This is a genomic window from Actinoplanes subtropicus, from assembly GCF_000721705.1.
GTDB lineage: Bacteria > Actinomycetota > Actinomycetes > Mycobacteriales > Micromonosporaceae > Actinoplanes > Actinoplanes subtropicus.
In genome coordinates, this window is sequence record NZ_JOJL01000013.1 from 22747 (window position 1) to 47161 (window position 24415).

General features: G+C 72.1%; 22 protein-coding genes. 15 read left to right on the forward strand and 7 right to left on the reverse strand.

Translation table 11 applies throughout. The annotated features are described in order from the left end of the window. Positions 1–22: 22 nt before the first annotated feature. Positions 23–1045, reverse strand: coding sequence for a zinc-dependent alcohol dehydrogenase family protein (locus IH26_RS0118910; protein WP_030437538.1), 1023 nt, complete (start codon positions 1043–1045; stop codon positions 23–25). Between the two features lie 133 nt (positions 1046–1178). On the opposite strand from IH26_RS0118910, the gene IH26_RS0118915 reads away from it, so the two are divergent. After that, entirely contained in the window at positions 1179–2057 is an 879-nt protein-coding gene (locus IH26_RS0118915) for a helix-turn-helix transcriptional regulator (RefSeq protein WP_030437539.1), read from the forward strand. Next, positions 2045–2503, forward strand: coding sequence for a hypothetical protein (locus tag IH26_RS55930; protein ID WP_051808276.1), 459 nt, complete (start codon positions 2045–2047; stop codon positions 2501–2503). Before IH26_RS0118915 ends, IH26_RS55930 begins: the two co-directional genes overlap by 13 nt. Here IH26_RS55930 and idi read toward each other — a convergent pair. Beyond that, complete coding sequence (gene idi, locus IH26_RS0118925; RefSeq protein WP_030437541.1) at positions 2497–3078, reverse strand: isopentenyl-diphosphate Delta-isomerase; 582 nt, start codon at positions 3076–3078, stop codon at positions 2497–2499. The genes IH26_RS55930 and idi overlap by 7 nt on opposite strands. Before the next feature lie 441 nt (positions 3079–3519). Between idi and IH26_RS0118930 the strand changes: the two genes are divergently transcribed. Together IH26_RS0118930 and IH26_RS0118935 are read left to right on the forward strand one after the other, a co-directional pair. Continuing rightward, positions 3520–4533: a tryptophan dimethylallyltransferase family protein gene (locus IH26_RS0118930; RefSeq protein ID WP_084598915.1), complete on the forward strand. Its 1014-nt coding sequence runs from the start codon at positions 3520–3522 to the stop codon at positions 4531–4533. A gap of 16 nt (positions 4534–4549) precedes the next feature. Continuing rightward, positions 4550–5938: a tryptophanase gene (locus IH26_RS0118935; protein ID WP_030437543.1), complete on the forward strand. Its 1389-nt coding sequence runs from the start codon at positions 4550–4552 to the stop codon at positions 5936–5938. 1239 nt (positions 5939–7177) lie between these two features. On the opposite strand, the gene IH26_RS0118940 is transcribed toward IH26_RS0118935, so the two are convergent. From IH26_RS0118940 to IH26_RS0118955, 4 genes are read right to left on the reverse strand one after another with little or no spacing between them, the layout of a single operon-like run. Continuing rightward, positions 7178–7735, reverse strand: a complete 558-nt coding sequence (locus IH26_RS0118940; RefSeq protein ID WP_030437544.1) for a GTP-binding protein — start codon at positions 7733–7735, stop codon at positions 7178–7180. An 11-nt stretch (positions 7736–7746) separates the two neighbouring features. Then, on the reverse strand, positions 7747–8112 hold the full coding sequence (locus IH26_RS0118945) for a DUF742 domain-containing protein (protein WP_030437545.1): 366 nt from the start codon (positions 8110–8112) through the stop codon (positions 7747–7749). Continuing rightward, positions 8102–8515, reverse strand: a complete 414-nt coding sequence (locus IH26_RS0118950) for a roadblock/LC7 domain-containing protein (RefSeq protein ID WP_030437546.1) — start codon at positions 8513–8515, stop codon at positions 8102–8104. Before IH26_RS0118950 ends, IH26_RS0118945 begins: the two co-directional genes overlap by 11 nt. Continuing rightward, complete coding sequence (locus tag IH26_RS0118955; protein ID WP_051808277.1) at positions 8512–10908, reverse strand: sensor histidine kinase; 2397 nt, start codon at positions 10906–10908, stop codon at positions 8512–8514. Before IH26_RS0118955 ends, IH26_RS0118950 begins: the two co-directional genes overlap by 4 nt. A gap of 235 nt (positions 10909–11143) precedes the next feature. Between IH26_RS0118955 and IH26_RS0118960 the strand changes: the two genes are divergently transcribed. The 11 genes from IH26_RS0118960 to IH26_RS58000 all read left to right on the forward strand — a co-directional run bounded on the left by IH26_RS0118960 (position 11144) and on the right by IH26_RS58000 (position 22427). Beyond that, on the forward strand, positions 11144–12589 hold the full coding sequence (locus IH26_RS0118960) for an aldehyde dehydrogenase (protein ID WP_030437548.1): 1446 nt from the start codon (positions 11144–11146) through the stop codon (positions 12587–12589). A 5-nt stretch (positions 12590–12594) separates the two neighbouring features. Further along, on the forward strand, positions 12595–13371 hold the full coding sequence (locus IH26_RS0118965; RefSeq protein WP_245665297.1) for an SDR family NAD(P)-dependent oxidoreductase: 777 nt from the start codon (positions 12595–12597) through the stop codon (positions 13369–13371). Then, positions 13368–13799: a Zn-ribbon domain-containing OB-fold protein gene (locus IH26_RS0118970; RefSeq protein ID WP_030437550.1), complete on the forward strand. Its 432-nt coding sequence runs from the start codon at positions 13368–13370 to the stop codon at positions 13797–13799. The genes IH26_RS0118965 and IH26_RS0118970 overlap by 4 nt, the downstream gene beginning before the upstream one ends. Continuing rightward, positions 13796–14314 carry a Zn-ribbon domain-containing OB-fold protein gene (locus IH26_RS0118975; RefSeq protein ID WP_051808278.1) on the forward strand — a complete coding sequence of 173 codons (519 nt, stop codon included), beginning with the start codon at positions 13796–13798 and terminating at the stop codon, positions 14312–14314. Before IH26_RS0118970 ends, IH26_RS0118975 begins: the two co-directional genes overlap by 4 nt. 44 nt (positions 14315–14358) lie before the next feature. Continuing rightward, the gene (locus tag IH26_RS0118980; RefSeq protein WP_084598916.1) at positions 14359–15663 is read left to right on the forward strand and encodes a lipid-transfer protein; all 1305 of its coding nucleotides are present in this window, start codon (positions 14359–14361) and stop codon (positions 15661–15663) included. Positions 15664–15677: 14 nt separating this feature from the next. Then, on the forward strand, positions 15678–16817 hold the full coding sequence (locus IH26_RS0118990) for a thiolase domain-containing protein (protein WP_211268703.1): 1140 nt from the start codon (positions 15678–15680) through the stop codon (positions 16815–16817). 85 nt (positions 16818–16902) lie between these two features. Beyond that, on the forward strand, positions 16903–18081 hold the full coding sequence (locus IH26_RS0118995; protein WP_030437554.1) for a thiolase C-terminal domain-containing protein: 1179 nt from the start codon (positions 16903–16905) through the stop codon (positions 18079–18081). Continuing rightward, positions 18062–19606, forward strand: a complete 1545-nt coding sequence (gene fadD8 / locus IH26_RS0119000) for a fatty-acid--CoA ligase FadD8 (protein ID WP_051808279.1) — start codon at positions 18062–18064, stop codon at positions 19604–19606. The genes IH26_RS0118995 and fadD8 overlap by 20 nt, the downstream gene beginning before the upstream one ends. A gap of 48 nt (positions 19607–19654) precedes the next feature. Then, positions 19655–20122, forward strand: a complete 468-nt coding sequence (locus tag IH26_RS0119005) for a MarR family winged helix-turn-helix transcriptional regulator (RefSeq protein WP_030437556.1) — start codon at positions 19655–19657, stop codon at positions 20120–20122. A 265-nt stretch (positions 20123–20387) separates the two neighbouring features. Continuing rightward, positions 20388–21941: a GAF domain-containing protein gene (locus IH26_RS0119010; protein ID WP_030437557.1), complete on the forward strand. Its 1554-nt coding sequence runs from the start codon at positions 20388–20390 to the stop codon at positions 21939–21941. 90 nt (positions 21942–22031) lie between these two features. Continuing rightward, positions 22032–22427 (forward strand): hypothetical protein, encoded by a 396-nt coding sequence (locus IH26_RS58000; protein WP_157437261.1) that lies wholly within the window; start codon positions 22032–22034, stop codon positions 22425–22427. On the opposite strand, the gene IH26_RS0119015 is transcribed toward IH26_RS58000, so the two are convergent. Continuing rightward, positions 22319–24391, reverse strand: a complete 2073-nt coding sequence (locus tag IH26_RS0119015; RefSeq protein WP_030437558.1) for a sensor histidine kinase — start codon at positions 24389–24391, stop codon at positions 22319–22321. The genes IH26_RS58000 and IH26_RS0119015 overlap by 109 nt on opposite strands. Positions 24392–24415: the final 24 nt, after the last annotated feature.

A 24415-nucleotide genomic window follows, 5' to 3' on the forward strand; every position in this document is an offset into this window, starting at 1 on the left:
CCTGGTTCGTTACGGACTTCGGCTACGGGCGCAGCAGCGCCTTGACCGCGCGCCGCTCGTCCATCGCCCGGTAGCCGTCAGCTGCCCGCTCCAGCGGCAGTTCAAGATCAAAGACTTTACCCGGCTCGATCGTACGGGCGGCGATCAGTTCCATCAGGTGGGGCAGGAATCGGCGTACCGGCGCCGGACCGCCCTGCAGGCGCACCAGCGACCAGAACAGGTCCATCCCCGGCAGGCTCACGTCGTGGGTGACGCCGACGAAGCCGACGCTCCCGCCCGGCCGGGCCGAATGGATCGCCTGCATCATCGACTCCTGGGTGCCGACCGCCTCGACCACCGAGTGCGCGCCGAGCCCGCCGGTGAGCTCCCTGATCCGGGCGATGCCCTCGTCGCCGCGCTCGGTCACGACATCCGTCGCGCCGAACTCGCGGGCCAGCCTCTGCCGCGACTCGTGCCGGCTCATCGCGATGATCCGCTCCGCGCCCAGCTGCTTGGCCGCCAGCACGGCCAGCAGCCCGACGGCCCCGTCGCCGACGACCGCGACGGTCCGGCCGGGACCGGCCTCGGCCGCGACCGCGGCGAACCAGCCGGTGCCCAGCACGTCGGAGGCGGCCAGGTAGCCCGGGATCAGCTCGGCCGGGGGCAGCTCCGGCGCGGCCACCAGGGTGCCGTCGGCCAGCGGCACCCGCAGGTACTCCGCCTGCGCGCCGAGCGCGCCCATCGGCACCCGGTGCACGCACGCGCTCTGGTAGCCGGCCCGGCACAGCTCGCAGGTGTTGTCCGTGGCCCAGAACGAGCCGACCACGAACTGGCCCGGCCGCAGCCCGGTGACCTCGCTGCCGACCTCCTCGACGACGCCCACGTACTCGTGGCCCATCGGGCTCGGCCCCTCGACCTTGTCGACGCCCCGGTACGGCCACAGGTCGGACCCGCACACGCAGGCGGCCGACACCCGGATGACCGCGTCGGTCGGCTGCTCGATCCGGGGGTCGTCCCGGTTCTCCACCCGGACGTCGCCGGGAGCGTGCATGACCACGCCGCGCATGTTTTCTCCTTGGTCTTCGCCGTCCAGTGACAGTTCCCAGCCAACCGCTTCGGAACCGCCGGAGGGAGTTCCTGTTGAGGGGTGTACTGGCAGTACATCCCAGTTCCGCGCGGCCCGTCGTACGGTCGAGGACGTGAACAGCAACCGCGCCGAAGTGCACGAGTTCCTCACCTCGCGCCGCGCCAAGATCTCGCCGGAGCTGGCCGGGGTGCCGGCCGCCGGGTCGCGGCGCGTGCCCGGCCTGCGCCGCAGCGAGGTCGCCACGCTGGCCGGGGTGAGCGTGGAGTACTACGCCAAGCTCGAGCGCGGCCAGCTGGCCGGGGTCTCCGCCGGGGTCCTCGAGGCGATCGCCCGCGCCCTGCGGCTCGACGACGCCGAGCGCGCCCACCTGATGCGCCTGGCGCAGGAGGCGAACGGCAGCAGCGCCCTGTTGCGCCCGAGCCGCCGGCCGAAGCAGTGGACCGTCCGGCCGAGCCTGCAGTGGTCGCTCGACACCATCACCGCGCCGGCGATCGTCGTCAACCACCGCTCCGACCTGCTGGCCACCAACCACCTCGGCCGTGCGATGCACAACGACCTGTACGCCGACCCGGCCACCCCGCCGAACTTCGCCCGCTTCACGTTCCTGGACAGCGCGGCGCACCGGTTCTACCCGGACTGGAACCTGTTCGCCGACATGACCGTGGCGAACCTGCGGACGGCGGCCGGCATCGACCCGCACGACAAGGGCCTGCACGACCTGGTCGGCGAGCTGTCCACCCGCAGCGACGACTTCCGGCGCCGCTGGGGGTCGCACAACGTGCGCATCCACGGCACGGGCGTCAAGCATTTCCGCCACCATGTGGTCGGTGACCTGGAACTCGCGTACGAAACGATGGATCTGGTTGCCGAGCCCGGCCTCAAGATGACTATTTACGCGGCCGAGCCGGACTCCCCCACCGCGCACGCGCTGACCCTGCTCGCCTCGTGGGCCGCGACCGCGGGTGGCATGCTTGATCGGTGGGCACGCTGAACGATCCCGGCCGGCGGCTGACCTCGCCGCGCTGGGTGGCACCGGTCTTCGCGGTTCTCGGGGCGGCCGCCGTGCCGTGGACCGTGTATCTCGCGATGACCCTCCCGTCGCGCGAGAGCACCCATCACTACCGGCTCACCTGGGTCGGGTTCGACATCATGCTGATCGTGGTGCTGCTCGCGACCGCCTACCTCGCCTGGCGGGGCAACCGGTCCGTCGGACTGCTGGCCACGATCACCGCGACGATGCTCGTGCTGGACGCCTGGTTCGACGTGGGCATCTCGAACCGCGCCGACCGGCCGGCGGCGATCCTCTCCGCGATCTTCATCGAGTTGCCGCTGGCCGCAGTGTGCGGCTGGATAGCGCTGCACGTCGATCACGTGGTCGAGCGCCGCTTGCGCCGGCTCAGCCGGCGGGCGGCGCGGGAAACCAGCAGGGTTCAGTGAACGAGCGTGTGCGCTGCTGGGGGTAGCGCCGCGGACGGCGCGGACGGCCAGGCGCGGGGGTCCGGCCCGAGTGCGGCCAGCAGGGTGACCTGCATGCGGGACCACGGCGAGTAGAGCGACCCCTCGGCGGTCGCCTCGGCGAGGAAGTCGGGCCAGGACATCCAGCGAAACGCGTCGACCTCGTCGGGGTGGGGGCGGGGTTCGGCGCTCACCGACGCGGTGAAGACCGGGCACATCTCGTTCTCCACCACGCCGCCCCACTCGGCGCGGTAGCGGAAGCCGGGCAGCAGCAGCCGCACCTCGTCGAGGGCGAGGCCCAGCTCGTACGCCGCGCGGCGGCTGACTGCGGCCACCATCGGCTCGGACTCCTGCGGATGGCCGCACACGCTGTTCGTCCAGACGCCCGGCCAGGTCAGCTTGCGCAGCGAGCGGCGGGTCACCAGAACCTGGTTTTCGGCATTGAATATGTAGCAGGAGAAAGCCAGGTGCAGCGGGGTCGACGCGGTGTGCACCGTGCGTTTGTCCTGATGTCCCAGCGCGTTTCCCGACTCGTCGAGCAGAATGACGTGTTCCATTGCGCTACCGCCTTGCGGAATAGGGGGCTGCCCGAAGATTAGACGGCATTCCGGCGCGGCGCCAGAGGCGTGAATGGTCCGATAGGTCCATATCGGTCGATCGCACCCTCCGTGCTTATGGTGAGAAAACCTCACGTCTGGGGTACGGTCTCCCGCGACTCCCCGTAGTCGTCGTGACCTATTTATCGTATATATACCGGCAACGCGACATCGGAAAGTGTCGATCTTTGAACCCTGGCGACGGTGTGATCGATGTCTCACTCGACAAAGAGTAGTTACTCGATCACGATTCGTGATGCGGCTGATCATCCGAGGGACACCGCGAGTCCCGCCCCGGACGATCGGCGGCAGCCGGAAAAGAAACAGGGGTCAAGAATGCAGGCCGTCTCTGTCCAGGAACATATCGGCGGCCAATTGGGCCGCCTCTGCCACGCTCTCGGAATGAATCCGGCCACTCCGGCCGAACTGTTGACGGATCTGCTCGGTCCGCACGGATCCCGCCCATTGTCGAAACCGCCGGCCTGGCCGTCCGACGTGGCCGACGACAATTCCCCGGTCGAGTTCTCGGTGGCCTGGAACCGGACCGAGCCGCCCTCGCTGCGCATCCTGGCCGAGGTGGTGGACGCCGCGCCCGGCGTGCACGCCAACATGGCCGCCGCGTACGACTTCCTCGACCGGCAGACCGCAAGGCACGGTCTTCGCACCGACCGGCTGGACGCGGTCCGCGACCTGTTCGCGTCCGCGTCCCCGGACGCCGTCTTCGCGCTGTGGTGCTCGCTGGTCTTCCGCAGCGGGCGCCACCCCGAGTTCAAGGTCTACTTCAATCCCGAGGCGCAGGGAGTGAGCCGCTCGCCCAGCCTGGTCGCCGAGGCACTGGGCCGGCTCGGCCTGGCCGCCTCGTACCGGACGATGCTCGACCGCGCCGTGCGCCCCGGCGAACTCGGCCGGCTCGACCGGCTCAGCTTCTTCGCCCTCGACCTGCACGACGGCCCGCAGTCCCGGGTCAAGCTCTACATCTCGCACCACGACGTCCACCCCCGGGACGCCGCGCGCGCCGCCGCGGTGGTCGACGAGATCCACGCCGCCGAGGTCGCCGAGTTCTGCGCGCTCGCCGGGCGGGTCGGCCTGTTCACGGCGCGGCCGCTGGTCAGCAGCTACACCCTCACCGAGGGCGTCACCCGGCCGACCGGCTACAGCGTCTACGTCCCCATCCGCAGCTACGTCGGCGACGACCGCGAGGCGCGCGAGCGGGTGCTCGAGCTGATGAACTGCTACGAGCTCGACCACACCCTGCTCGACCGGGCCATCGACGCCGTGGCCCAGCGCCCGCTCGACCAGGGCGTCGGGCTCATCGCGCACGTCGCGCTCCGGCTCGGACGGCCCCGGCCCGGGCTCACCGTTTATTTTTCGACCGAGGCGTACGGCGTCGCCGCACCCACCCACCTCGCCGCTTGAGCCTCAGGAGGCCGCCGTGTCCGATCCCCGCCGACTTCCCCCGCCGTACCGCATCAAGGTGGTCGAGCCGATTCCGTTCCTCTCCGCACCGGAGCGGGCCCGGGCGCTCGACGAGGCCGGGCACAACCCGTTCAACCTACGGGCCGACCAGATCACCATCGACCTGCTCTCCGACTCCGGCACCGGGGCGACCTCGGCCGCGCAGGAGGCGGCCGCCGCGGTCGGCGACGAGTCGTACGCCGGCGCCCGCTCCTGGTTCCGGTTCCGCGACGAGGCCGCCGACCTCACCGGGTACCCGCACCTGCTGCCGGTGCACCAGGGCCGCGCGGGCGAGCGGATTCTCTTCTCCACCCTGCTGAAACCGGGCCAGATCTGTGTCAGCAACACACATTTCGACACCACGCACGCGAATGTGGAGCTCGCCGGCGCGGAGGCCCGCGACCTGCCCTGCCCCGAGGCCCTGGACTTCGACTCCGACTTCCCGTTCAAGGGCAACATCGACCTGGCCGCGCTGGAGAGCACCCTGGCCGGTCCCGAGGGCCCACGCGTCGGCGTGGTCCTGATGACCATCACCAACAACGGGCTCGGCGCGCAGCCGGTGTCGATGGCCAACCTCGAGGCGGTCGCGGCGCTGTGCCGGCGCTTCGGCGTGCCGTTCTTCCTCGACGGGGCGCGCTTCGCGGAGAACGCCTGGCTGGTCCGTTCCCGGGAGCCCGGCTACGCGGACTGGACGCCGCGGCGGATCGCCACCCGGGCCTTCGGGCTGGCCGACGGCTGCGTGATCAGCCTGAAGAAGGACGGGCTGTCCGCGATCGGCGGCCTGATCGGGCTGCGCGACGACGACCTGTTCGCCCGCTGCGAGGCCAATCTGATCGCGACCGAGGGCTTCTCCACGTACGGCGGCCTCGCCGGGCACGACCTGGAACGACTCGCCCAGGGTCTGCGCGAGGTGGTGGAGCCGGAGTACCTGGCGTCCCGCGCCGCCTCGACCGCCCGCCTGGCCCGCATGATCAACGACGCCGGCGTGGACACGGTGCAGCCGGCCGGCATCCACGCGCTCTACCTGAATGCGGGGCGCCTGTTGCCGCACCTGACGCCGGGCGAGTTTCCGGGGCACTCGCTGGGCTGCGCGCTCTATCTCTCGGGCGGCATCCGTTGCGCCGAGTTGGGTTCGCTCTACCTGGGCACCCTCGACGACCAGCACCGCCTGGTCACACCGGCACCGTTCGAGCTGGTCCGGCTGGCGATCCCCCGCCGCGTCTATACCGAGGAGCATTTCGCGTACGTGGCGGACACGCTGGCCGCCATAGCCAAGGAGCCGGAGCGGGTCCGCGGCTACCGCATCGTGTCGACGCCGCCCCTTCTGCGGCACTTCAAGGTGCGGCTGGCCCCTCTCCCCGCCTGACTGCCAACCACCATTTCGTACGCCGGACATCAGTCCCGCTGCGGCGCCTCGCGCCGTCGCTGGTCGCCCTCCGCACGCGGCCGCCGGGCTGTCCCGCATGGCCCGGCCACCCCGCCGGTCCCCGCCCTCGCCCGCCGCCGGCCGCCTGCGCTCCGCTGCCGTCGGCCCCGGCCCGCCGTCCGCCACCGCCCCGGCTGTCAGCCGCCGCCCTACTGCCCGGCCGTCACCCCGCTGCCCGACCGTCACCCCGCCGCCCGACCGCCACCCCACTGCCCGACCGCCACCCCACTGCCCGACCGCCACCCCGCCGCCCGACCGCCACCCCGCCGCCCGACCGTCACCCCGCCGCCCGACCGTCACCCCGCCGCCCGGCCGCCGCCCGGCTGCCCGACCGCCGCCTCCGCAGCCCGCCGCCACCCCCGCAGCCCACGCCGTCCCGTTGCTCACCGCCACCATGCGGCCCACCGCCATCCCGCTGGCCGCTGTCGGCACGCTGGCTGCCTCCCGTCCCGTTGTCCGCCGTTCCGTTGGCTGGCACCGCTTCGCCGTTGTCCACTCCTGGGTGTTCGGGGGTAGACCCTGGGCTCTGCCCAGACCCGGCCATCGCTGCGAAGATCTGGCTGGCGTGCTTGTTGCGCTGGGGCGGTGAGTGATCTCCTTGCGACGGCTGCCGTCGCTAGGAGATCACCCACCTTCGGGTTTGGGGTGTTGCGGCGGCTGCGCCGCCTCGACCGGTGGCTTTCGCCCCTGCCGTCGTCCGCGCAGACCGGCCAACCGTTTGTGCTGCCAGCCTGCCGTTTGCGATCAGCGAGCCGTTTTGCGATCACCCAGCCGCGTGCGGTCGCCGGCGACGAGCACAAAGTCTCCACGATCCAGTTCGGGGCCCCAGATCTTGGAGAATCCGTGTTCGCTGCGAGCACTCCGGCTTCACCCTTGCGAGGTCGGGCGCGCGTGCCGCCCGATTTGGGGGAAATATCGGGACAGGCGGCATTGCGAAAGCCCAGCATATGGACGCGGTGGCCGGTTGGCGGGAGCATCGGCCGGCATTTGGAATGGTGCCCATTCCTGAAACCGCGGGCTCACTATCCGAGACGACTATCTCGCTCAGCTAGTATCTTGCTGAGCAAGTATCTTGCTCGGCTAGTATCTTGCTCAGCTAGTATCTTGCTCGGCTAGGTGAAGCGATGTGAAGTGGAACGACGAAGTGATGTGAAGTGAAGCGGAGCCGAGCGGAGCCGGTTAGGCGCGGGCGGGCGAGAGGCGGCCGAGGGCGTGCCGGACGAGGGCGATCAGGGCCAGCTTGCTGGAGCCGCGGTCGCGGGCGTCGCACCACACCAGGGGGACTTCGGGGGCTAGTTCCAGGGCGGAGCGGATTTCGTCCTCGGTGTAGGCGCATTCGCCGAAGAAGCGGTTGACCGCGGCCACGAAGGGGACGCCGCGGCGTTCGAAGTAGTCGACGGCGGGGAAGCTGCTCTCCAGGCGGCGGGTGTCGACCAGGACGATCGCTCCTACCGCGCCCTGGGCCAGCTCGTCCCAGATGAACCAGAAGCGGTCCTGGCCGGGGGTGCCGAACAGGTAGAGGACCACGTCGGGGCTGATCGTGATGCGGCCGAAGTCCAGCGCCACCGTGGTATGCGTCTTGCCCTCCACGCCGGTGGTGTCGTCGACCCCGACGCTGGCCTCGGTCAGTACCTCCTCGGTGGTCAGCGGGGCTATCTCGCTGACCGAGCCGACCAGGGTGGTCTTGCCGGTGCCGAAACCGCCGGCTACCACGATCTTGACGGAAGTGCGTTCCACGTCCTGCTCTCCTACAGCCGTTCCAGCCCGGCCAGCACCGAGTCGAGGATGTGGCGGTCGACGATCTTGCTCTGGGCGGGGGTGCCGACGCCCAAGTAGCCCTGCTCGACCAGCACGTCGACCATCACCTTGGCGATGGTGAGCGGGATCTGGAGGTAGGCGCCGATCTCGGCGACCGAGATCCAGTTGCCGCACTGGTCGACGATGCGCAGGTACTCGGCGTCCAGCAGGCGGGTGTCCACCGGCAGCGCGACCACCTGGGTGGCCAGGTCGAGGCGGCTGTCGCGGGGGCTGGTTCGGCCGTTCACCAGGACGTACAGGGGCACGAACCGGCCGCCGGCCGACTCGTCCTCGCCGTCCCAGACGTCAAACGGCATAACCGTCCCCGGCGGAGCGGGCCGCGGTGCCCAGGTACTCCCCGATCCGGGTCACCAAGCGGCTGACCTCGTACGCCACCATGCCCATGTCGACGTCCTGGTCGCACAGCACGGCCAGGCGCGCGTTCTGGCCGGCCGCCGCGATGAACAGGGTGTGGTCCAGGTACTCGATGATCACCTGCTGGACCGCGCCGCTGCCGAACCGCCGGCCGGTGCCGGCCGCGACGCTGTACATCGAGGAGGCGCCGGCGGCGAGGATCTCCGCGAGGTCCTGCGACATGGCCGAGGACTTCTGCACGATCAGCCCGTCGGTGGAGAGCACCACCACGGAGACCACGTGCGGGACCTCGACGAGGTCGTCCAGCATCCACGGCAGATCGTTCTGCGATGTCGAGATGGTCACGCGTTCCCGCCTTGCTCGCCGTAGGTCTGTTGTTCGTCGCGGCCGGCCACCCGGCCCTCGTTGCGGCCCTGCTGGTAGCGCGCGAACCGGTTGCGTGCCTCGTCGGGCGAGCGGGCCGGCGGCGGGGCGCCCTGGTCGGCGCCGTCCTCGCGCAGCTCGGGAACGAGGTGCTGCTGCGGCCGCCGATGCGGCAGCGGTGGCCGTTCCGGGCGCGAGGGTGTGGTCACGGCGCCGCCTGGAGTCTCGGGTACGCGCTGGGGCCCGGGCCCGGGTAGGCGTTCGGGTTCGGGTTCGAGCAGGCCCACCGCCGACCGGCTCGCCGTCGGGACGATGCCGGGCATGGCCGGCCGCTCGGGCTCGTGCCGGGTCTCGGCCGACGGCGCCATCCGGGCCGGTGCCGTGCCGCTCTCCGGCGGCTCGGTCGAGGCCACCAGCAGCCGCTCCGGCAGCAGCACGATGGCCAGCAGCCCGCCGTACGCCGAGCGCCGCAGGCTGACCTGCAGGCCCTCCCGCTTGGCCAGCTCGGCCACCACGTACAGGCCGACCTGCGCACCGTCCTTCAGCTCGGTGACGTCCGGGGTGGGCGCGGTCGCCAGCAGGGTGTTGGCCTGCTCGACGGCGTCGGCGCTCATCCCCACGCCGGCGTCCTCGATCTCGATGGCCACGCCGTGGTTGACCTGGTTCGCCGTCACCCATACCGTCGACGCGGGCGGGGAGAACGCGAGCGCATTGTCGAGCAGCTCGGCGGTCAGGTGGATGACCTCGGCCACCGCGTGCCCGGCCAGCGCCACGTCGGCCGCGCCGCGCAGGGTGATCCGCTGGTAGTTGCGGGCCTCGGCGAACGAGGCGAGCAGCACCCGGCGCAGCGTGACCGGGTTCTTGAAGTGCCGGCCGATCTGGCCGCCGGCCAGGATGACCAGGTTCTCCAGGAAGCGCCGGGTCTGGTTGAGCTGGTGGTGGATGTCGAAGAGCTCGACCAGCAGCTGCTCGTCGCCGATCCGGTTCTGCAGGTCCTCGACGACCTTCAGGCCGCGCTGCAGCGGGCGCTGCGGACGCCGGGCGACGCCCATCAGCATCGCCGTGCCGGCCGCGCGGGCCTTCGCCTCGTCGACCGCGGCGCCCGCGGCGACCAGCAGCGAGCGGTTGATGACCTCGGCCACCCGGCCGATCTCGTCGCCGCCGTAGTCGGCGGTGGCGAACTCGGTGATCAGGTCGACCGGTTCCCGGTGGCGCAGCCGGTCCATGACCGCGGGCAGCCGCCGGTCGACCAGTTCGCCGGCGTCCGTGCCGAGCCGGGCCAGGCGCACCGAGAGGGCCCGGTCGACCAGGACCCGCGACTGGCGCACCGCCCAGACGATCGCGCCGATCGCCACGGCCAGCGCCACGAGACTGCCCAGCAGCGCGGTGAGCAGCTGGTTGTTGCCGGTGTCCAGGGCCTTGGCGGAGACCCGGTCGGCCTGGGTGACGGTGACGTTGATGAGGTCGTCGGAGACCGCGTCGGTCAGGTTCGTCCACTTGTCGCGGCCGGCCGAGATGCTGACCGGGACCCCGGAATGCCACGGCCCGGCCGAGATGATGGCGTTCTCCACCGTCGTCAGCTGCTGCCAGGACGCGGTCGCCTGCAGCGTGTCGAACTGCTTGCGGGCGTCCGGCTCGAGGTGGCCGGCGGCGTCGCCCAGGGCGAAGCGGTACGCGCCGACGAGCCGGACGAACTGGAGGTAGCTGGCCTGGTTCAGGGCGCCGGAGGCGAACGCGCCGTCCATCGACGAGGCCGCCCGGGACATCAGGTCACTGGCCCGGAAGACCTCGGTGGCGGTGAGGCCGCCCTGGGTCGCGGTCACGTCGGGCACGACCCGGGCCTGGTTGTCGAACAGGTCGGTGGCCGCGTCCAGCACGGTGTTGTAGAACGCGTACGCCTTGGCCGCGGTCAACGACCGCGCGTCGACGGCACTGCGCGTGTTCGGCAGCTGGTCGAGCACCGTGGTCAGGGCCTGCCACTTGGACTTGATCGAATCCGGGGCGAGGCCGAGCGCGGCGCCGGCCGCCGTCCGCAGGTCGGCAACCTGCTTGTCGGTCTTGCTGCGCTGGCTGAGCAGCGCGTTCAGGTCGCGGGAGGGGCGGGCGAGATACGCCACGCTGAGCCGCCGCTCCTGCTGGATCGAGGAGAGCGCGGCGACCGCGGGGATCGAGACCTGTCGCACCGACTGGGCGACGGCGCGGTTGTAGAAGCCCTGGAAGACCAGGTAACCCGAGGCGGTGAACCAGAGCAGCAGGGCGACCACACTGGGCACCAGGACCAGCCGGACGACCCTCCGCTTGATCGACTGCCGGCGGGCCGGACTCTTGGTGGGCTCGTCCGGCTCGACGGCGGACTCGGCCGATTTCGGCGACAAAGTCGATCCTATCTGGACTGCGCTCGGCGATGAGCGCGCACGAACGCGGCCCCCGCCCGCCAATGTGGCTTGCACACCCTAGCGACGGACCGGCGCCGAATCCAGATCCGTCCCTTTTCGACGGTGTGACGTAGATCATCCGACTACGGAGAGTAACCGGTCTCGGATGGCCGAAATCCTGTTATGGTAACGAGAACGCGTTCTAGTTTTGCGCCGTTCCCGGTGAGGAGCAACGATGCTGGAGTACAAGGAGCTCTACGTCGGCGGCCGGTGGGCGGCGCCGGCCTCGGACCGGCGGATCCCGGTGGTGTCGCCGCATTCCGAGCAACCCGTGGGCGGCACGCCCGAGGCGACCGAGGCGGATGTCGACCGTGCGGTCGAGGCGGCCCGCCGGGCGTTCGACGAGGGCCCCTGGTCGCGGGCCGAGCCGGCCGAGCGCCTCGCCGCGGTGCAGCGGTTCGCCGCCGCGTACCTGGCCCGGCAGGAGGAACTGGCCGAGCTGATCAGCACCGAGATGGGCGCCCCGCTCTGGTTCTCGCACGTCGGGCAGGTCGGCGCCACCGCCATGGCGCTGGAGGCGTTCGTCGCCGCGGCGGAGAGCTATCCGTGGGAGGAGCGGCGGGTCGGCTCGTTCGGCAGCCCGGTCGTGGTGCGGCGGGAGCCGGCCGGGGTGGTCGGGGTGATCACGCCGTGGAACGTGCCGCACTTCGTGACGCTCGCCAAGCTGGTGCCGGCACTGCTCGCCGGGTGCACCGTGGTGCTCAAGCCGGCGCCCGAGGCGCCCGCCTCGGGGCTGGTGCTGGGCGAGATCCTCGACCAGGCCGGGCTGCCCGAGGGCGTGGTCAGCGTGCTGCCGGCCGGGCGTGAGGTCGGCGAGCACCTGGTCACGCATCCGGGCGTCGACAAGGTGGCGTTCACCGGGTCGACCGCGGCGGGCCGGCGGATCGCCGCGCTGTGCGGCAACGACCTGCGCCGGGTGACCCTGGAGCTGGGCGGCAAGTCGGCCGCGATCGTGCTGGACGACGCCGACCCGGGCGAGGTCGCGCAGGGCCTGCAGATGGCCTCGCTGATGAACAGCGGGCAGGCGTGCATCGCGCAGACCCGCATCCTGGCGCCGCGGGCCCGGTACGCCGAGGTGGTCGACGCGATCGCCGCGATGATGGGCACGCTGACCGTCGGCGACCCGCTGGACATGGCCAACTACATCGGCCCGATGGTGGCCCGCCGCCAGCAGGAGCGGGTGGGCTCGTACATCGAGCTCGGCGAGCGGGAGGGCGCCCGCCGGGTGCTGGGCGGCCCGGGCATGCCGGACGGCCTCGACTCGGGCTGGTACGTACGGCCGACGCTGTTCGCGGACGTGGACAACGGGATGCGGATCGCCCGCGAGGAGATCTTCGGCCCGGTGCTGTGCGTGCTCCCCTACGACGGCGAGGACGAGGCGGTGCGGATCGCGAACGACTCCGAGTACGGGCTGGCCGGCACGGTCTGGACGGCCGATGTGGAGCACGGCGTCGACGTGGCCCGCCGGGTGCGCACCGGCACCGTCGGCATCAACCAGTACCTGCTGGACTTCAACTCGCCGTTCGGCGGGTTCAAGGCCAGCGGCATCGGCCGCGAGTTCGGCCCGGAGGGCATCGACGCGTACGTCGAGCTCAAGTCCGTCGCTCTTCCGCTGGGATGAGAACCGTGGCGATCACCGGCGGTGGTCGCGGGATCGGCGCCGCGACCGCCGCCGCGCTGGCCCGCGCCGGCTGCCGGGTGGTCATCGGCGACCTCGACGTGGCCGTCGCCGAGCGCACCGCGGCGAAGATCGGCGCCCGGGCACTGCCCCTCGACGTCACCGACCGGGCCGCCTACACCAAGTTCCTGGACGAGGTGGAAAGCCGCGAGGGGCCGCTGGACGTGCTGGTGAACAACGCCGGGATCATGCCGCTGGCCCGGATCGAGGACGAGCCCGACCAGGTCACCGCCCGCATCCTCGCGGTCAACCTGCACGCCGCGATCCACGGCACGCGGGAGGCGGTGACCCGGATGCGGCCGCGCGGCCGGGGCCACATCGTGAACGTGGCGTCGGTGGTGGCGCGGGCGCCGGGCCCGGGCGCGGCCACCTACGCCGCCACCAAGGCGGGGGTGCTGGCCTTCTCCGCGGCGGTGCGGGCCGAACTGCGCGGCAGCGGCGTCGCGGTGTCCTGCGTGCTGCCCGGCCTGGTGGCCACCGAGCTGTCGGCCGGCATCGAGGTGCGCGGCTACCGGCCGATCCCGCCGGAGACGGTGGCCGAGGCGATCGTCCGGGTGGTGCGCCGGCCGCGCCCGGAGACCTATGTGCCGGCGCGGGTGGGCGTGCTGCTCAAAATAGGCTCGCTGTTCGGCGACTGGCCGCAGCGCATGTCCGGCGCTGACGCGGCGGTGCTGTCGGCCATCGGCTCGGCGGAGCGGGCCGGCTACGAGCGGCGGGCGCGATGAGCCTGTCCGCGCCGTACACCATCGAATTTCCCTTCCGCCGGACGGTGGGGCCCAAGATCGGCACGTTCCTGGCGGGGTTGCGCGAGGCGCGGCTCTTCGGGGTGCGGACGGCGCGGGGCGTGCTGTGCCCGCCGCTCGAGTTCGACCCGGTCGACGGCGCGGCGACCGGCGAGCTCGTGGAGCTGGAGCCGGTCGGCACGGTCACCACGTGGACCTGGGTGCCGGCCCGGCCGGGCGATCCGGTGGCGCACGACTTCGCCTGGGCGCTGATCGCGATCGACGGCACGGTGGGCGCGCTGTTCCACTGCGTCGACGTCGGCGGCGACCAAGACCAGATCAAGACCGGTTTGCGCGTACGGGCGAAGTGGCGCCCCGACCGCAGCGGCGACCTGCGCGACCTCTGGTGCTTCGAGGCGGAGGCGCCATGACGCTGCCCGAGCCGGTCGAGACGACGTCCAGCCCGCTGTACATGAACTACACCTATGTCGCCGGCACCGGCCGGTCGGTCTTCCTCCGCGGGCTGAACGAGCGGCGCCTGCTGGCCCGCCACTGCCCCGGCTGTTCCCTTGTCTACGCGCCGGCCCCCGAGTTCTGCTCCCGCTGCCTGCGCCCGGTCGGCCCGCCGTTCGAGCTTCCGGGTACCGGCGAGGTGTCCACCTTCTGCGTGGTGAATTTCCCCTTCCCCGGACAGGTCTACGAGCCTCCGTATGTGGTCGCGCACATCATGCTGGACGGCGCCCACAACCGTCTCATGCATCTGGTACGCGAGGTGGCGCCCGAGGAGGTGACGATCGGCCTGCGGGTGGAGCCGGTCTGGGTGGATGACGACGAGCTCGATACGTCGACCACGAGCATCCGGTACTTCCGCCCGATCGGCCGGCCGACGCGTGACGTGGCGGCGGTGCCCTACGCCCAGACGCCGATCGGGCCGGCCGATGCGTGAGGTCGCGGTGGTGCCCTACGCCCAGACGCCGATCGGGCCGGCCGATGCGTGAGGTCGCGGTGGTGTCCTTCGCGCAGTCACCGTGCGTGCCGGCCGACCGGGAGCACGACATGGCCGAGATCGTGCTGCCGGTGATCCGGGAGGCCCTCGACGCGTGCGGGCTGACCCGCGACGACATCGACTTCTTCGCGTCCGGGAGCCACGACTTCTACGAGGGCCGCACGTTCTCCTACATCGAGTCGCTGGACGCGGTCGGCGCCTGGCCGCCGATCTCCGAGTCCCATGTGGAGATGGACGCGGCGTGGGCGTTCGCCGAGGCCTGGGCCTGGCTGCAGCTGGGCGAGGGCCAGACCGCGATGGTGTACGGCATCGGCCGCTCCTCGCTCGCCGCCGACCTCGACCAGATCCTGCCCGCCCAGCTGGACCCCTACCTGCTGGCCCCGCTGCGGCCACACCGCGACGCGCTGGCCGGTCTGCAAGCGCGGGCGCTGATCGACGCCGGGCTGCTCACCGAGCGACAGCTGGCCGAAATCGTGTCCCGATACAAGGACGTGGCAGTGGACAAGCTGATGGACGCGCCACATGTGGCTGCACCGCTGCGCGCCCACGACATCGCGCCACCGGGCGACGCGGCCGCCGTCATCGTGCTCGCGGCCGGTGACACCGCCCGCCGGCTGACCGCTCACCCGGCCTGGGTGCGCGGGCTCGACCACCGGATGGAGACCCACTACCCGGGTGTACGGGATCTGACGTGCTCCCCCTCGACCCGCCGGGCCGGTGAACGCGCCGCCGAACTGGCCGGATTCGCCACGGCCGACGTCCAGGTGGCCGAACTGCACACCGAGTACAGCTATCAGGAGCCGCTGCTGGTCGCCGAGCTCGGCCTGAAGAACGCGGAGGTGAACCCGTCCGGCGGTCCCCTCGCGGGCTGGCCGGCCACCGCCACCGGCCTGATCCGGATCGGCGAAGCCGCCCGCCGCATCATGGACGGCACCACCGGGCGGGCCCTCGCGCACGCCACCAACGGCCCGGCCCTGCAACACAACCTGGTCTGCCTGCTCGCCGCACAGCCACGCGACCCCGGACAGCCACGCGACCCCGGACAGCCACGCGACGCCGCACAGCCGCCCGAAGCCGCACAGCCACGCGAACCCGAACAGCCACGCGAACCCGAACAGCCACGCGACGCTGGACAGCCACGCGAACCCGGACAGCCATGCGACGCCGCGCAACCACGCGACGCCGCGCAACCACGCGACACCGCACAACCGCCCGAAGCCGCACAGGCACGCGACGCCGCACCGGCACGCGACGCCGCACCGGCACGCGACGCTGGGGAGGCGCGATGAGCGGGCCGCTGGCGGTGATCGGGGTCGGGCAGAGTGTGCAGGCCAAGCGTCGCGAGGTCACGATCGGCGCGCTGGTCCGGGAGGCGGTCGACGAGGCCCTTGCCGACGCGGAGCTGGGGTTCGGCGACATCGACGCGGTGGTGCTGAGCAAGACGCCCGACCTGTTCGACGGGGTGATGAACCCGGAGCTGTACCTGGCCGACGCGATGGGCGCGGTGGGCCTGCCGGTCACCCGGGTGTTCACCGGCGGCAGCGTCGGCGGGCACGCGGCGATCTTCGGCGCCCATCTGGTGGCGGCCGGCCTCGCCCGGCGGGTGCTGGTCGTCGCGTACAGCAAGGAATCGGAGGGCAACTTCACCTGGGCGCTGTCCCGCGGGCTGCCGTTCAGCTCGCATCTCGGGGCGGGCGCGGGCGGCCACTTCGCGCCGGTGATCCGGGAGTACATCCGCCGGTCGGGGGCGCCCGAGCACATCGGCTGGAAGGTGGCCGTCAACCACCGGCACAACGCGGCGCGCAACCCGTACGCGCACATCCGCCGCGCCGACCTGACCGTCGAGGAGGTGCGGCAGTCGCCGATGCTCTGGGACCCGGTCCGTTACCTCGAGTCGTGCCCGTCCTCGGACGGCTCGTGCGCGATCGTGGTCACCGGCGCCGAGCTGGCCCGCCGGGCGCCGCGGCCGCCGGCCTGGATCCACGGCATGGCCTGGCGCACCGAGACCGGGCACTTCGCCGGCCGCGACGAGGTGAACCCGCAGGCCGGGCGGGACTGCGCGGCCGACGCGTACCGGCAGGCCGGCATCGCCGACCCGGCCCGGGAGATCGACGTGGCCGAGCTCTACATCCCGTACAGCTGGTACGAGCCGATGTGGCTGGAGAACACCGGGCTGGCCGCCGAGCACGACGGCTGGCGGCTGGTCGACGCGGACCGCACCGCGTTCGGCGGCGACCTGCCGGTCAACCCGTCCGGCGGGGTGCTCTCCGGCAACCCGACCGGCGCCACCGGCCTGCTCCGGTTCGCCGAGGCGGCGCTGCAGGTGCGTGGCCTGGCCGGCGAGCACCAGGTGCCGGGCGCCCGCCGGGCGGTCGGGCACGCGATGGGTGGCGCGTCGCAGTTCCACGCGCTCTGGGTGGTGGGAAGCGAGGTGCCGGGGTGACCACCTGCACCGCGCGGCACCCAGCCCCACCGGACGACGGCGTCGCAGGCGAGGGCCGGAAGGGCATGCCTGAGGAAGGCACAGCATGAGGGCGTACGTGGCGGGGGTCGGGATGACGCCGTTCACCCGGATCGGCGGGGAAATCGGCTATCCGCGAATGGTCGGTGAGGCGGTGCGCGCCGCGCTGGCCGACGCCGGGATCGGTTACGGCGACGTGCAGCGGGCCGCGGTCGGGTACGTGTTCCAGCCGTCCGCGGCCGGCCAGCGCGCCCTGTACGACGTCGGGCTCACCGGCATCCCGGTGGTCAACGTGAACAACAACTGCGCGACCGGCTCGACGGCGCTGATGCTGGCCCGGGAGTGGGTGCTCAGCGGCGCGGTGGACGTGGCGCTGGCGGTCGGCTTCGAGCAGATGACCCGGGAGGCGATGGCCGGCCGTCCGTCCAAGGTGTCCCCCATCGACGCGCACCTGGCCGCGCTGCCCGGCGATCCGGACGGCACCCCGCTGACCGCGTGGTTCTTCGCGCGGGCGGCCGAGGAGCACATGCGCCGGTACGGCACGACGGCCGAGGACCTGGCCCGGGTCGCGGTGAAGAACCACGAGCACTCCACCCGTAACCCGTACGCCCAGTTCCAGCGGCCGTTCACGCTCGACGAGATCCTCGCCGACAAGACCGTGGCGGGGCCGCTCACCCGTACGCAATGCTCGCCGATGTCCGACGGCGCCGCGGCCGCGGTCGTGGTGGGCGAGCGAGCCGCGCGGCCCGGCCGGGACGTCGAGATCGTCGGCCAGCGGATGGTGACCGACACCGAGGAGTCGTTCGCCGGGGGCTCGGCGATCGCCGTGGTGGGCGCCCCGATGACCCGCCGCGCCACGGCGGGCGTGCTGGCCGACGCCGGGGTGGGCATCGCCGAGGTGGATGTGATCGAACTGCACGACTGCTTTTCGATCAACGAGCTTCTGACGTACGAAGCAATCGGTCTTTGTCCGGAAGGCGGCGGCGGTGAGCTGGTGCGGTCCGGCGCGACCACCTATGGCGGCCAGTGGGTGGTGAATCCGTCCGGCGGGCTGATCTCCAAGGGACATCCGCTGGGCGCGACCGGCCTGGCCCAGTGCGCCGAACTGGTCTGGCAACTGCGTGGCGAGGCCGGCGATCGCCAGGTGCCGGGAGCGCGGCTGGGGCTGGCGCACAACCTCGGGCTCGGCGGCGCGTGCGTGGTCACCCTTTATCGAGGAGAAACCCATGGCGATGCGGGAACCTAACCACCTGGGCCACCTGATGGTCGCGGCGCTGCGACGGCACCGGGACAAGCCGGTGATGGAGCTCGGCGGCACCACCCTGACCGGCGGCGAGATGGCCGCCGAGGTCAGCCGCTACGCGCAGGCCCTCGAAGCCCTGGGGGTCGGCCCCTCGGCGCTGCTGTCCAGCAACCGGCCCGAGGTGCTGCTGATCGTCGCGGCCGGGCAGATCCTGGGCGCGCGGCGGACGGCGCTGCATCCGCTCGGTTCGCTCGACGACCACGCGTACGCGATCAACGACGCCGGCATCGGCACGCTCATCGTCGACCCGGTCTACGCGGAACGCGCGCTCGGGCTGCTGGAGAAGGCGCCCGGGCTCAAGCAGATCCTCACCATCGGCCCCTCGGCGCTGCCCGGCGCGGTCGACCTGGTCGCCACCGCTTCGGTCTACCAGGCGGCGCCGCTGCGGCCGGCTCCGCTGGAGCCCGGCCACGTCGTGTCGATCACCTACACCGGCGGCACCACCGGGCTGCCCAAGGGCGTGATGGGCACCGCACAGTCGATGCTGACCATGTCGCAGGTGATGCTGGCCGAGTGGGAGTGGCCGGACGCGCCGCGGTTCCTGGTGTGCACGCCGCTGTCGCACGCCGGCGCCGCGTTTTTCGTGCCCACCCTGCTCAAGGGCGGGTCGCTGGTGGTGCTCCCGCGCTTCGACCCGGCCGAGGTGCTGCGCACCATCGAGCAGGAGCGGATCACCGCCACCATGCTGGTGCCGACCATGCTGTACGCGCTGCTCGACCACCCCGATTCGCGTACGCGTGACCTGTCCAGCCTGGAGACGGTGTACTACGGCGCGGCGTCGATCAACCCGGTACGGCTGCGCGAGGCGATCGACCGGTTCGGGCCGATCTTCGCCCAGTACTACGGCCAGTCCGAGGCGCCGATGGCGATCAGCTACCTGCCCCGGGGCGAGCACGACGACGCCCGGCTGACCTCGTGCGGGCGGCCGTCCGCGTTCCTGCGCACGGCGCTGCTCGACGAGCGCGGCGACCCGGTCGAGCCCGGCGAGCCGGGCGAGATCTGCGTGGCCGGGCCGCTGCTGGCCGCCGGCTACTGGAACAAGCCGGAGGCGACCGCGGCGGCGTTCACCGGTGGCTGGCTGCGCACCGGCGACGTGGCCCGCGAGGACCCGGACGGCTACTGGCACATCGTCGACCGGGTCAAGGACATGATCGTCACGGGCGGCTTCAACGTGTTCCCGCGTGAGGTGGAGGACGCGATCGCGACCCACCCCGCGGTGGCGCAGGTGGGTGTGATCGGCGTGGCCGACCCGACCTGGGGCGAGGCGGTCACCGCGATCGTGGTGCTGCGCGACGGTTCTGCCGAGGAGGGCCTGGCGGCGGAACTCAAGGCCCTGGTCCGCGACCGGAAGGGGCCGGTCCACGCGCCCAAGCACGTCATCGTGACGGACCGGCTGCCGCTGACCGGTCTGGGCAAACCCGACAAAAAGGCGCTGCGGGCCGCGTACGCCGATCACGACTTCGGCTGAGCGGTCCGCCCACAGTTCGCACTGCGAACGGTCCGGTATTCTCGAGGTATGAGCAAGACCGAGGACGGCGAAATGGGGATCGTGGCCGCCCTGGTGCGGTCGGCGTTCCTGGTCGATACGGTGTATTCGGCGTCGGCCCGGAAATACGGTCTCACCGCGCAGCAGGGTCAGCTGCTGTGCGTGCTGATGGCCCGGCCGTACGGGATGAGCGAGCTCGGCCCGATGCTGCGGCTGGCCCGGTCGAGCCTCACCGGCCTGGTCGACCGCACCGAGCGCAACGGCTTCGTCCGGCGCGTGCCCGACCCCGCTGACCAGCGGCTGGTGCGGGTGGCGCTGACGGCGCACGGCAGTCGGGTGGTCGAGGAGTTCTACGCCGAGACCTGCCGCCGGGTCGAGGAGTTGCCGGCGTCCCTCACCGCCGGGGAGCGCGACACGCTGGCCGCCCTGCTCGGCCGCGTCGTGCGCGACCACGAGGTCCCGGCGGTCTTCCTGGCGGCGGAGGACGAAACGGTGTGATCCGCGGAACAGAGCCGTTGTGTTCGTAGTACGAACGACTACTGTTCGCACTACGAACACAACGTTTCCCTCCGCGGAAAGGCGGGGCCATGTCCGTCGTTTTCGGCTTCGGCGCGCGTGGCGGCGAGCCGGCCCGGGTGGCCGTGGCGCGGGCGATGACGCTCCTGCGCCCGCCGACCGTCGGACTTTTTCGTTTCCGGCTGATTTCCCGCCGTACGTGTCGATCTGTTGTTGTAATGGCCTTGAGGGGAGAACGACGGTGGGCATGCGGCGGCAGGAGCGCGGGCGGGGGGACGCCGACGCGTTGACCGAGGCGCGGGAGAACAGCGCCGCCCTGGTCAAGGTGGTGGTGGCCCTGCAGACGGCGTCGACGCCGGCGACCGCGGCGAAGGTGGCGCTGGACGCGGTCCGGGACTGCTTCGGCTGGAGCTACGGCTCGTACTGGCGGCTGGACCCGGAGGCGAGCGTGCTGCGCTTCGCGGTGGAGTCCGGCGACGCCGGGCCGGAGTTCCGCGCGGTGACGACGGAGGCGTCGTTCGCCGAGGGCGTGGGCCTCTCCGGCCGGGCCTGGAAGCAGCGGGACCTGGTCTTCGTCCCCGACCTGGGCGAGATGCGCGACTGCGTACGGGCACCGGTGGCCCAGCGCGCCGGCGTCCGCTCCGGGGTGTGCTTCCCGGTGATCGAGGCCGGCCGGGTGGTCGGCACGATGGACTTCTTCACCACCGCCACCCTGGACCCCTCCCCGCAGCGGCTGGACATCCTCCGCAGCATCGGCCTGCTGGTCTCCCAGGCGCTCGAGCGGGTGACCGTCGCGGAGCAGCAGGCCGCCGCGGCCGCCGACGTCGCCGCGGTGAACACGGTGATGCGGCAACTGTCCGCGGCCGCCGACGAGGACGCGGCGATCAGCGGCGCCCTCGACACGATCCGGCGCGAGTTCGGCTGGACGTACGGGTCGTTCTGGACGGTGGACGCCCACGAGAACGCGCTGACCTTCGTCCTGGAGTCCGGGGACGCCGGCGAGGAGTTCCGCCGGGTGACCCGTCAGGCCAGCTTCCCGCGGGGCGTCGGCCTGGCCGGCCGGGCCTGGCAGGCCCGGGACATGGTGTTCGTGGCCGACCTGGGCACGATGACCGACTGCGTCCGCGCCCCCGTGGCGCAGCGGGTCGGCGTGAAGTCCGGTGTCTGCCTCCCGGTGATGGTGTCCGACGCGGTCATCGGCACGCTGGACTTCTTCGCCACCGAACGGCTGGAGCTGTCCGAGAGCCGGGCCAGCGCGCTGCGCAACACGGCGTTCCTGGTGTCGCAGGCGGTCCAGCGCATCCGCGAGGCCCGCAAGCTGGCCGCGGCCGGCGCCGAACTGGTCACCTCGATCGAGGAGGCCGAACGCAACGTCGTGCAGGCCACCACCGTGGCCGGCCAGGCGAGCACGGTGACCGGCGACGCCAACAAGGTCGTCTCCCGCCTCTCCGAATCCAGCGCGAAGATCGGCGACGTGGTCGGGGTGATCACCGCGATCGCGGCCCAGACAAATCTGCTGGCGCTGAACGCCACGATCGAGGCGGCCCGCGCCGGCGAGTCGGGCAAGGGCTTCGCGGTGGTCGCCTCGGAGGTGAAGCAGCTGTCCCAGGAGACCGCGAAGGCAACGGACAACGTGGCGGCCCTGATCGGCGCCATCCAGACGGACGCGGGGAACGTGGTGGAGTCGCTGGGCGCGATCGGTGCCATCGTCGTCCAGATCAACGAGACCCAGGGCATGATCAGCAGCGTCCTGACCGAACAGGCCGCCGTGACCCGCGACATCCTCGCCCAGCAAGGCTGACCCGAAAACGGACTTGCCCCGCGGTTCAACGTGCATTTGTGGCGACAGACGACCTTCCCCTGAGTCGCACCGTCGTCGTCGGGGATGTCCATGGGTGCTTCGACGAGTTGGCCGAGTTGCTCGACCGACGCCAAGCCGGTCGCGGTCGGCCACCACGTGGTCGGGCCGGCGCCGATGATCCTCGACGGCCGGGTCTTCGGCCTCGACACCGATGCCTGTCACGGCGGGCGCCTGACCGCGCTCAGCGTCCCGGATTTCACGATCCACTCGGTCGCGGCGCGGAGCGGCCGGATCAACCTGGACCGTCAGTGCTCGACCCCCCGCCGGACCATCGCCCTGGCGGCGGCGCTGGGGGTGGCCACACCGGAGCTGCCCGTTCAGGCGCCCCGGGCGTTCAGTGGGCGGGTCTCGACAGCGGCGCCGGGGTGGGCGGCCTGGGGCAGGGTCAGCACGAAGGTGGCCCCGTGCGGGCTGGTCGCCCGGTAGGTGATCGAGATGCCGCCCGCGTCGGCCAGTTGGCGGACCAGGTAGAGGCCGATGCCGGTGCCGGCCTTCGTGAGGGCGACGCCGGAGTCGGCGCGGGTGAAGCGTTCGAACAGGTGGGGTACGAACTCGTCGGGTACGCCCTCGCCGCTGTCGGCGACGTGGATCTCCACGTGGGCGGGGCGGTTGACCACGCTGACGGTCACCGGCGGGGCGCCGTACTTCAGCGCGTTGCCCAGCAGGTTACCGAGGATGAGCCGCAGGTGGGCCGGGTCGGCGAAGGCGATCGTCCGGTCCGGCGCCAGCACGCCGATCGGGTGATCGGGGCTCGGGCCGTGGCCGGCGACGGCCTCCAGTACGGCGTGCGGCACGTCGACCCGGCGGGGCCGGGCCACGATCGCGCCGGCGTCCAGCTGGGCGAGCATCAGGATCTCGCCCACCAGGTGGTCGGCGCGGTGACCGGCGGCGGTCATCTGCCGCACGTACCGGATCCGTTCGGTCTCGGGCAGTTCCGGCCATTCCTCCAGCAGCAGGTCGCCGCGGGCGACGACGCCGGTCAGCGGCTGCCGTACGTCGTGGCTGAGCATCGCGATGAAGTCGGCCATCTGCGCGTTGGTGCGCTCCAGCTGGTCGGCGTGTTCGGCGAGCTCCGCCTGCTGCCGGTCGCGGGCGCGTTCCAGGGCGTGCCGCTCGGTCATGTCGACGATCTGGGTGGCGAAGAACTGCGGCCGGCCGCTCTCGTCGCGCAGCATCGCGCTGGTCACGACCACCTCGACGGTGTGCCCGTCGGCGTGCCGGTAGCGTTTCTCCAGCTCGAAGCTCTCCAGCCGGCCGGACAGGCAGTCGGCGAGGATGTCCAGGCCGGCCTCGGCGTCGTCGGGGTGCGTGATGTCGGCGAAGTGCATGCCGACCAACTCGTCCGGCGGCCGGCCCAGCATCCGGCCGAAGGCGGGGTTGACCCGGATGAAGGTGCCTCGCGGGTTGCTGATGATCATCCCGATCCGGGAGTGGTCGAACACCTTGCGGAACCGCTGTTCGCTGGCGAGCAGTTCGCAGCGGTGCCGCCGGGAGCGGGCGGCCGCCGCGACGACCAGCAGTCCGACGCCGGCCGCGGTGGCCACCGCCACCCGGCCCGCGGTTTCGTTGCCGTGCACGGAGGCGAACAGGACGTCCTCGGGCACGGTCGCGGACAGCCGCCACGGCACGCCCGGGATCGGTAGCGAGGCGTACCGCCACCAGCGCCCGCCGGCCCGGTAGCGGCCGACGGCCCGGCGGGCCAGGGCGCGTGCCAGGTCCGGGTCGCCGTCGGCCAGCAACGGCCGGGCGCTGTCGACGGCGCCGTTGCTGGCCGCGATCGCGCCGCCGGTGTCGGCCAGCTGGACCCGGATGCCGACCAGGCTCCAGGCGCTGGCCAGGTACGACGACAGCGGGCTGTGCGTGATGGCGACGGCGCCGGAGAAGACCCGGCGGCCCGACGTCGTCTCGTACGGCACCGCGAACGCGACGACCGGCTCCCGCCGGACGACCGAGGGCACCACCTGCGACACCGCCGGGCGGCCCTGGAGGACCGCCGTCCGCAGATGCGGGTACCGGCCGGTCAGGTCCTGGCCGGTCTGCGACGCGTCGGCGGGCACCGCGTGCAGCAGCCGGCCCCGGGAGTCGAGCAGCACGGCGGCCGGGTAGCCGAAGCCGGCCACCGACCGGGCGAAGTCCCGCTGGGTCACCACCGGGTCGGCCAGCAGCGCCACGGCCTGCGCCCGCTCCCGGTCGATCAGATCCGCGACGTAGCTGCCGACGAAGTCGCCCAGCAGGTCCAGCCGTACCTCGAACCGCTGCATCAGCCCGGCGCGGCCGCGCTGCTGGGCCCACCGCAGAGCCGTGGCGCCCCCGCTGGTCAGCACCAGCCAGATCACCAGCGGCGCCGCCAGGAAGCGCCACCGGGCCTGCCACCTCCAGCCAACTCCCACACACTTCACCCTCACCGGCGGCCC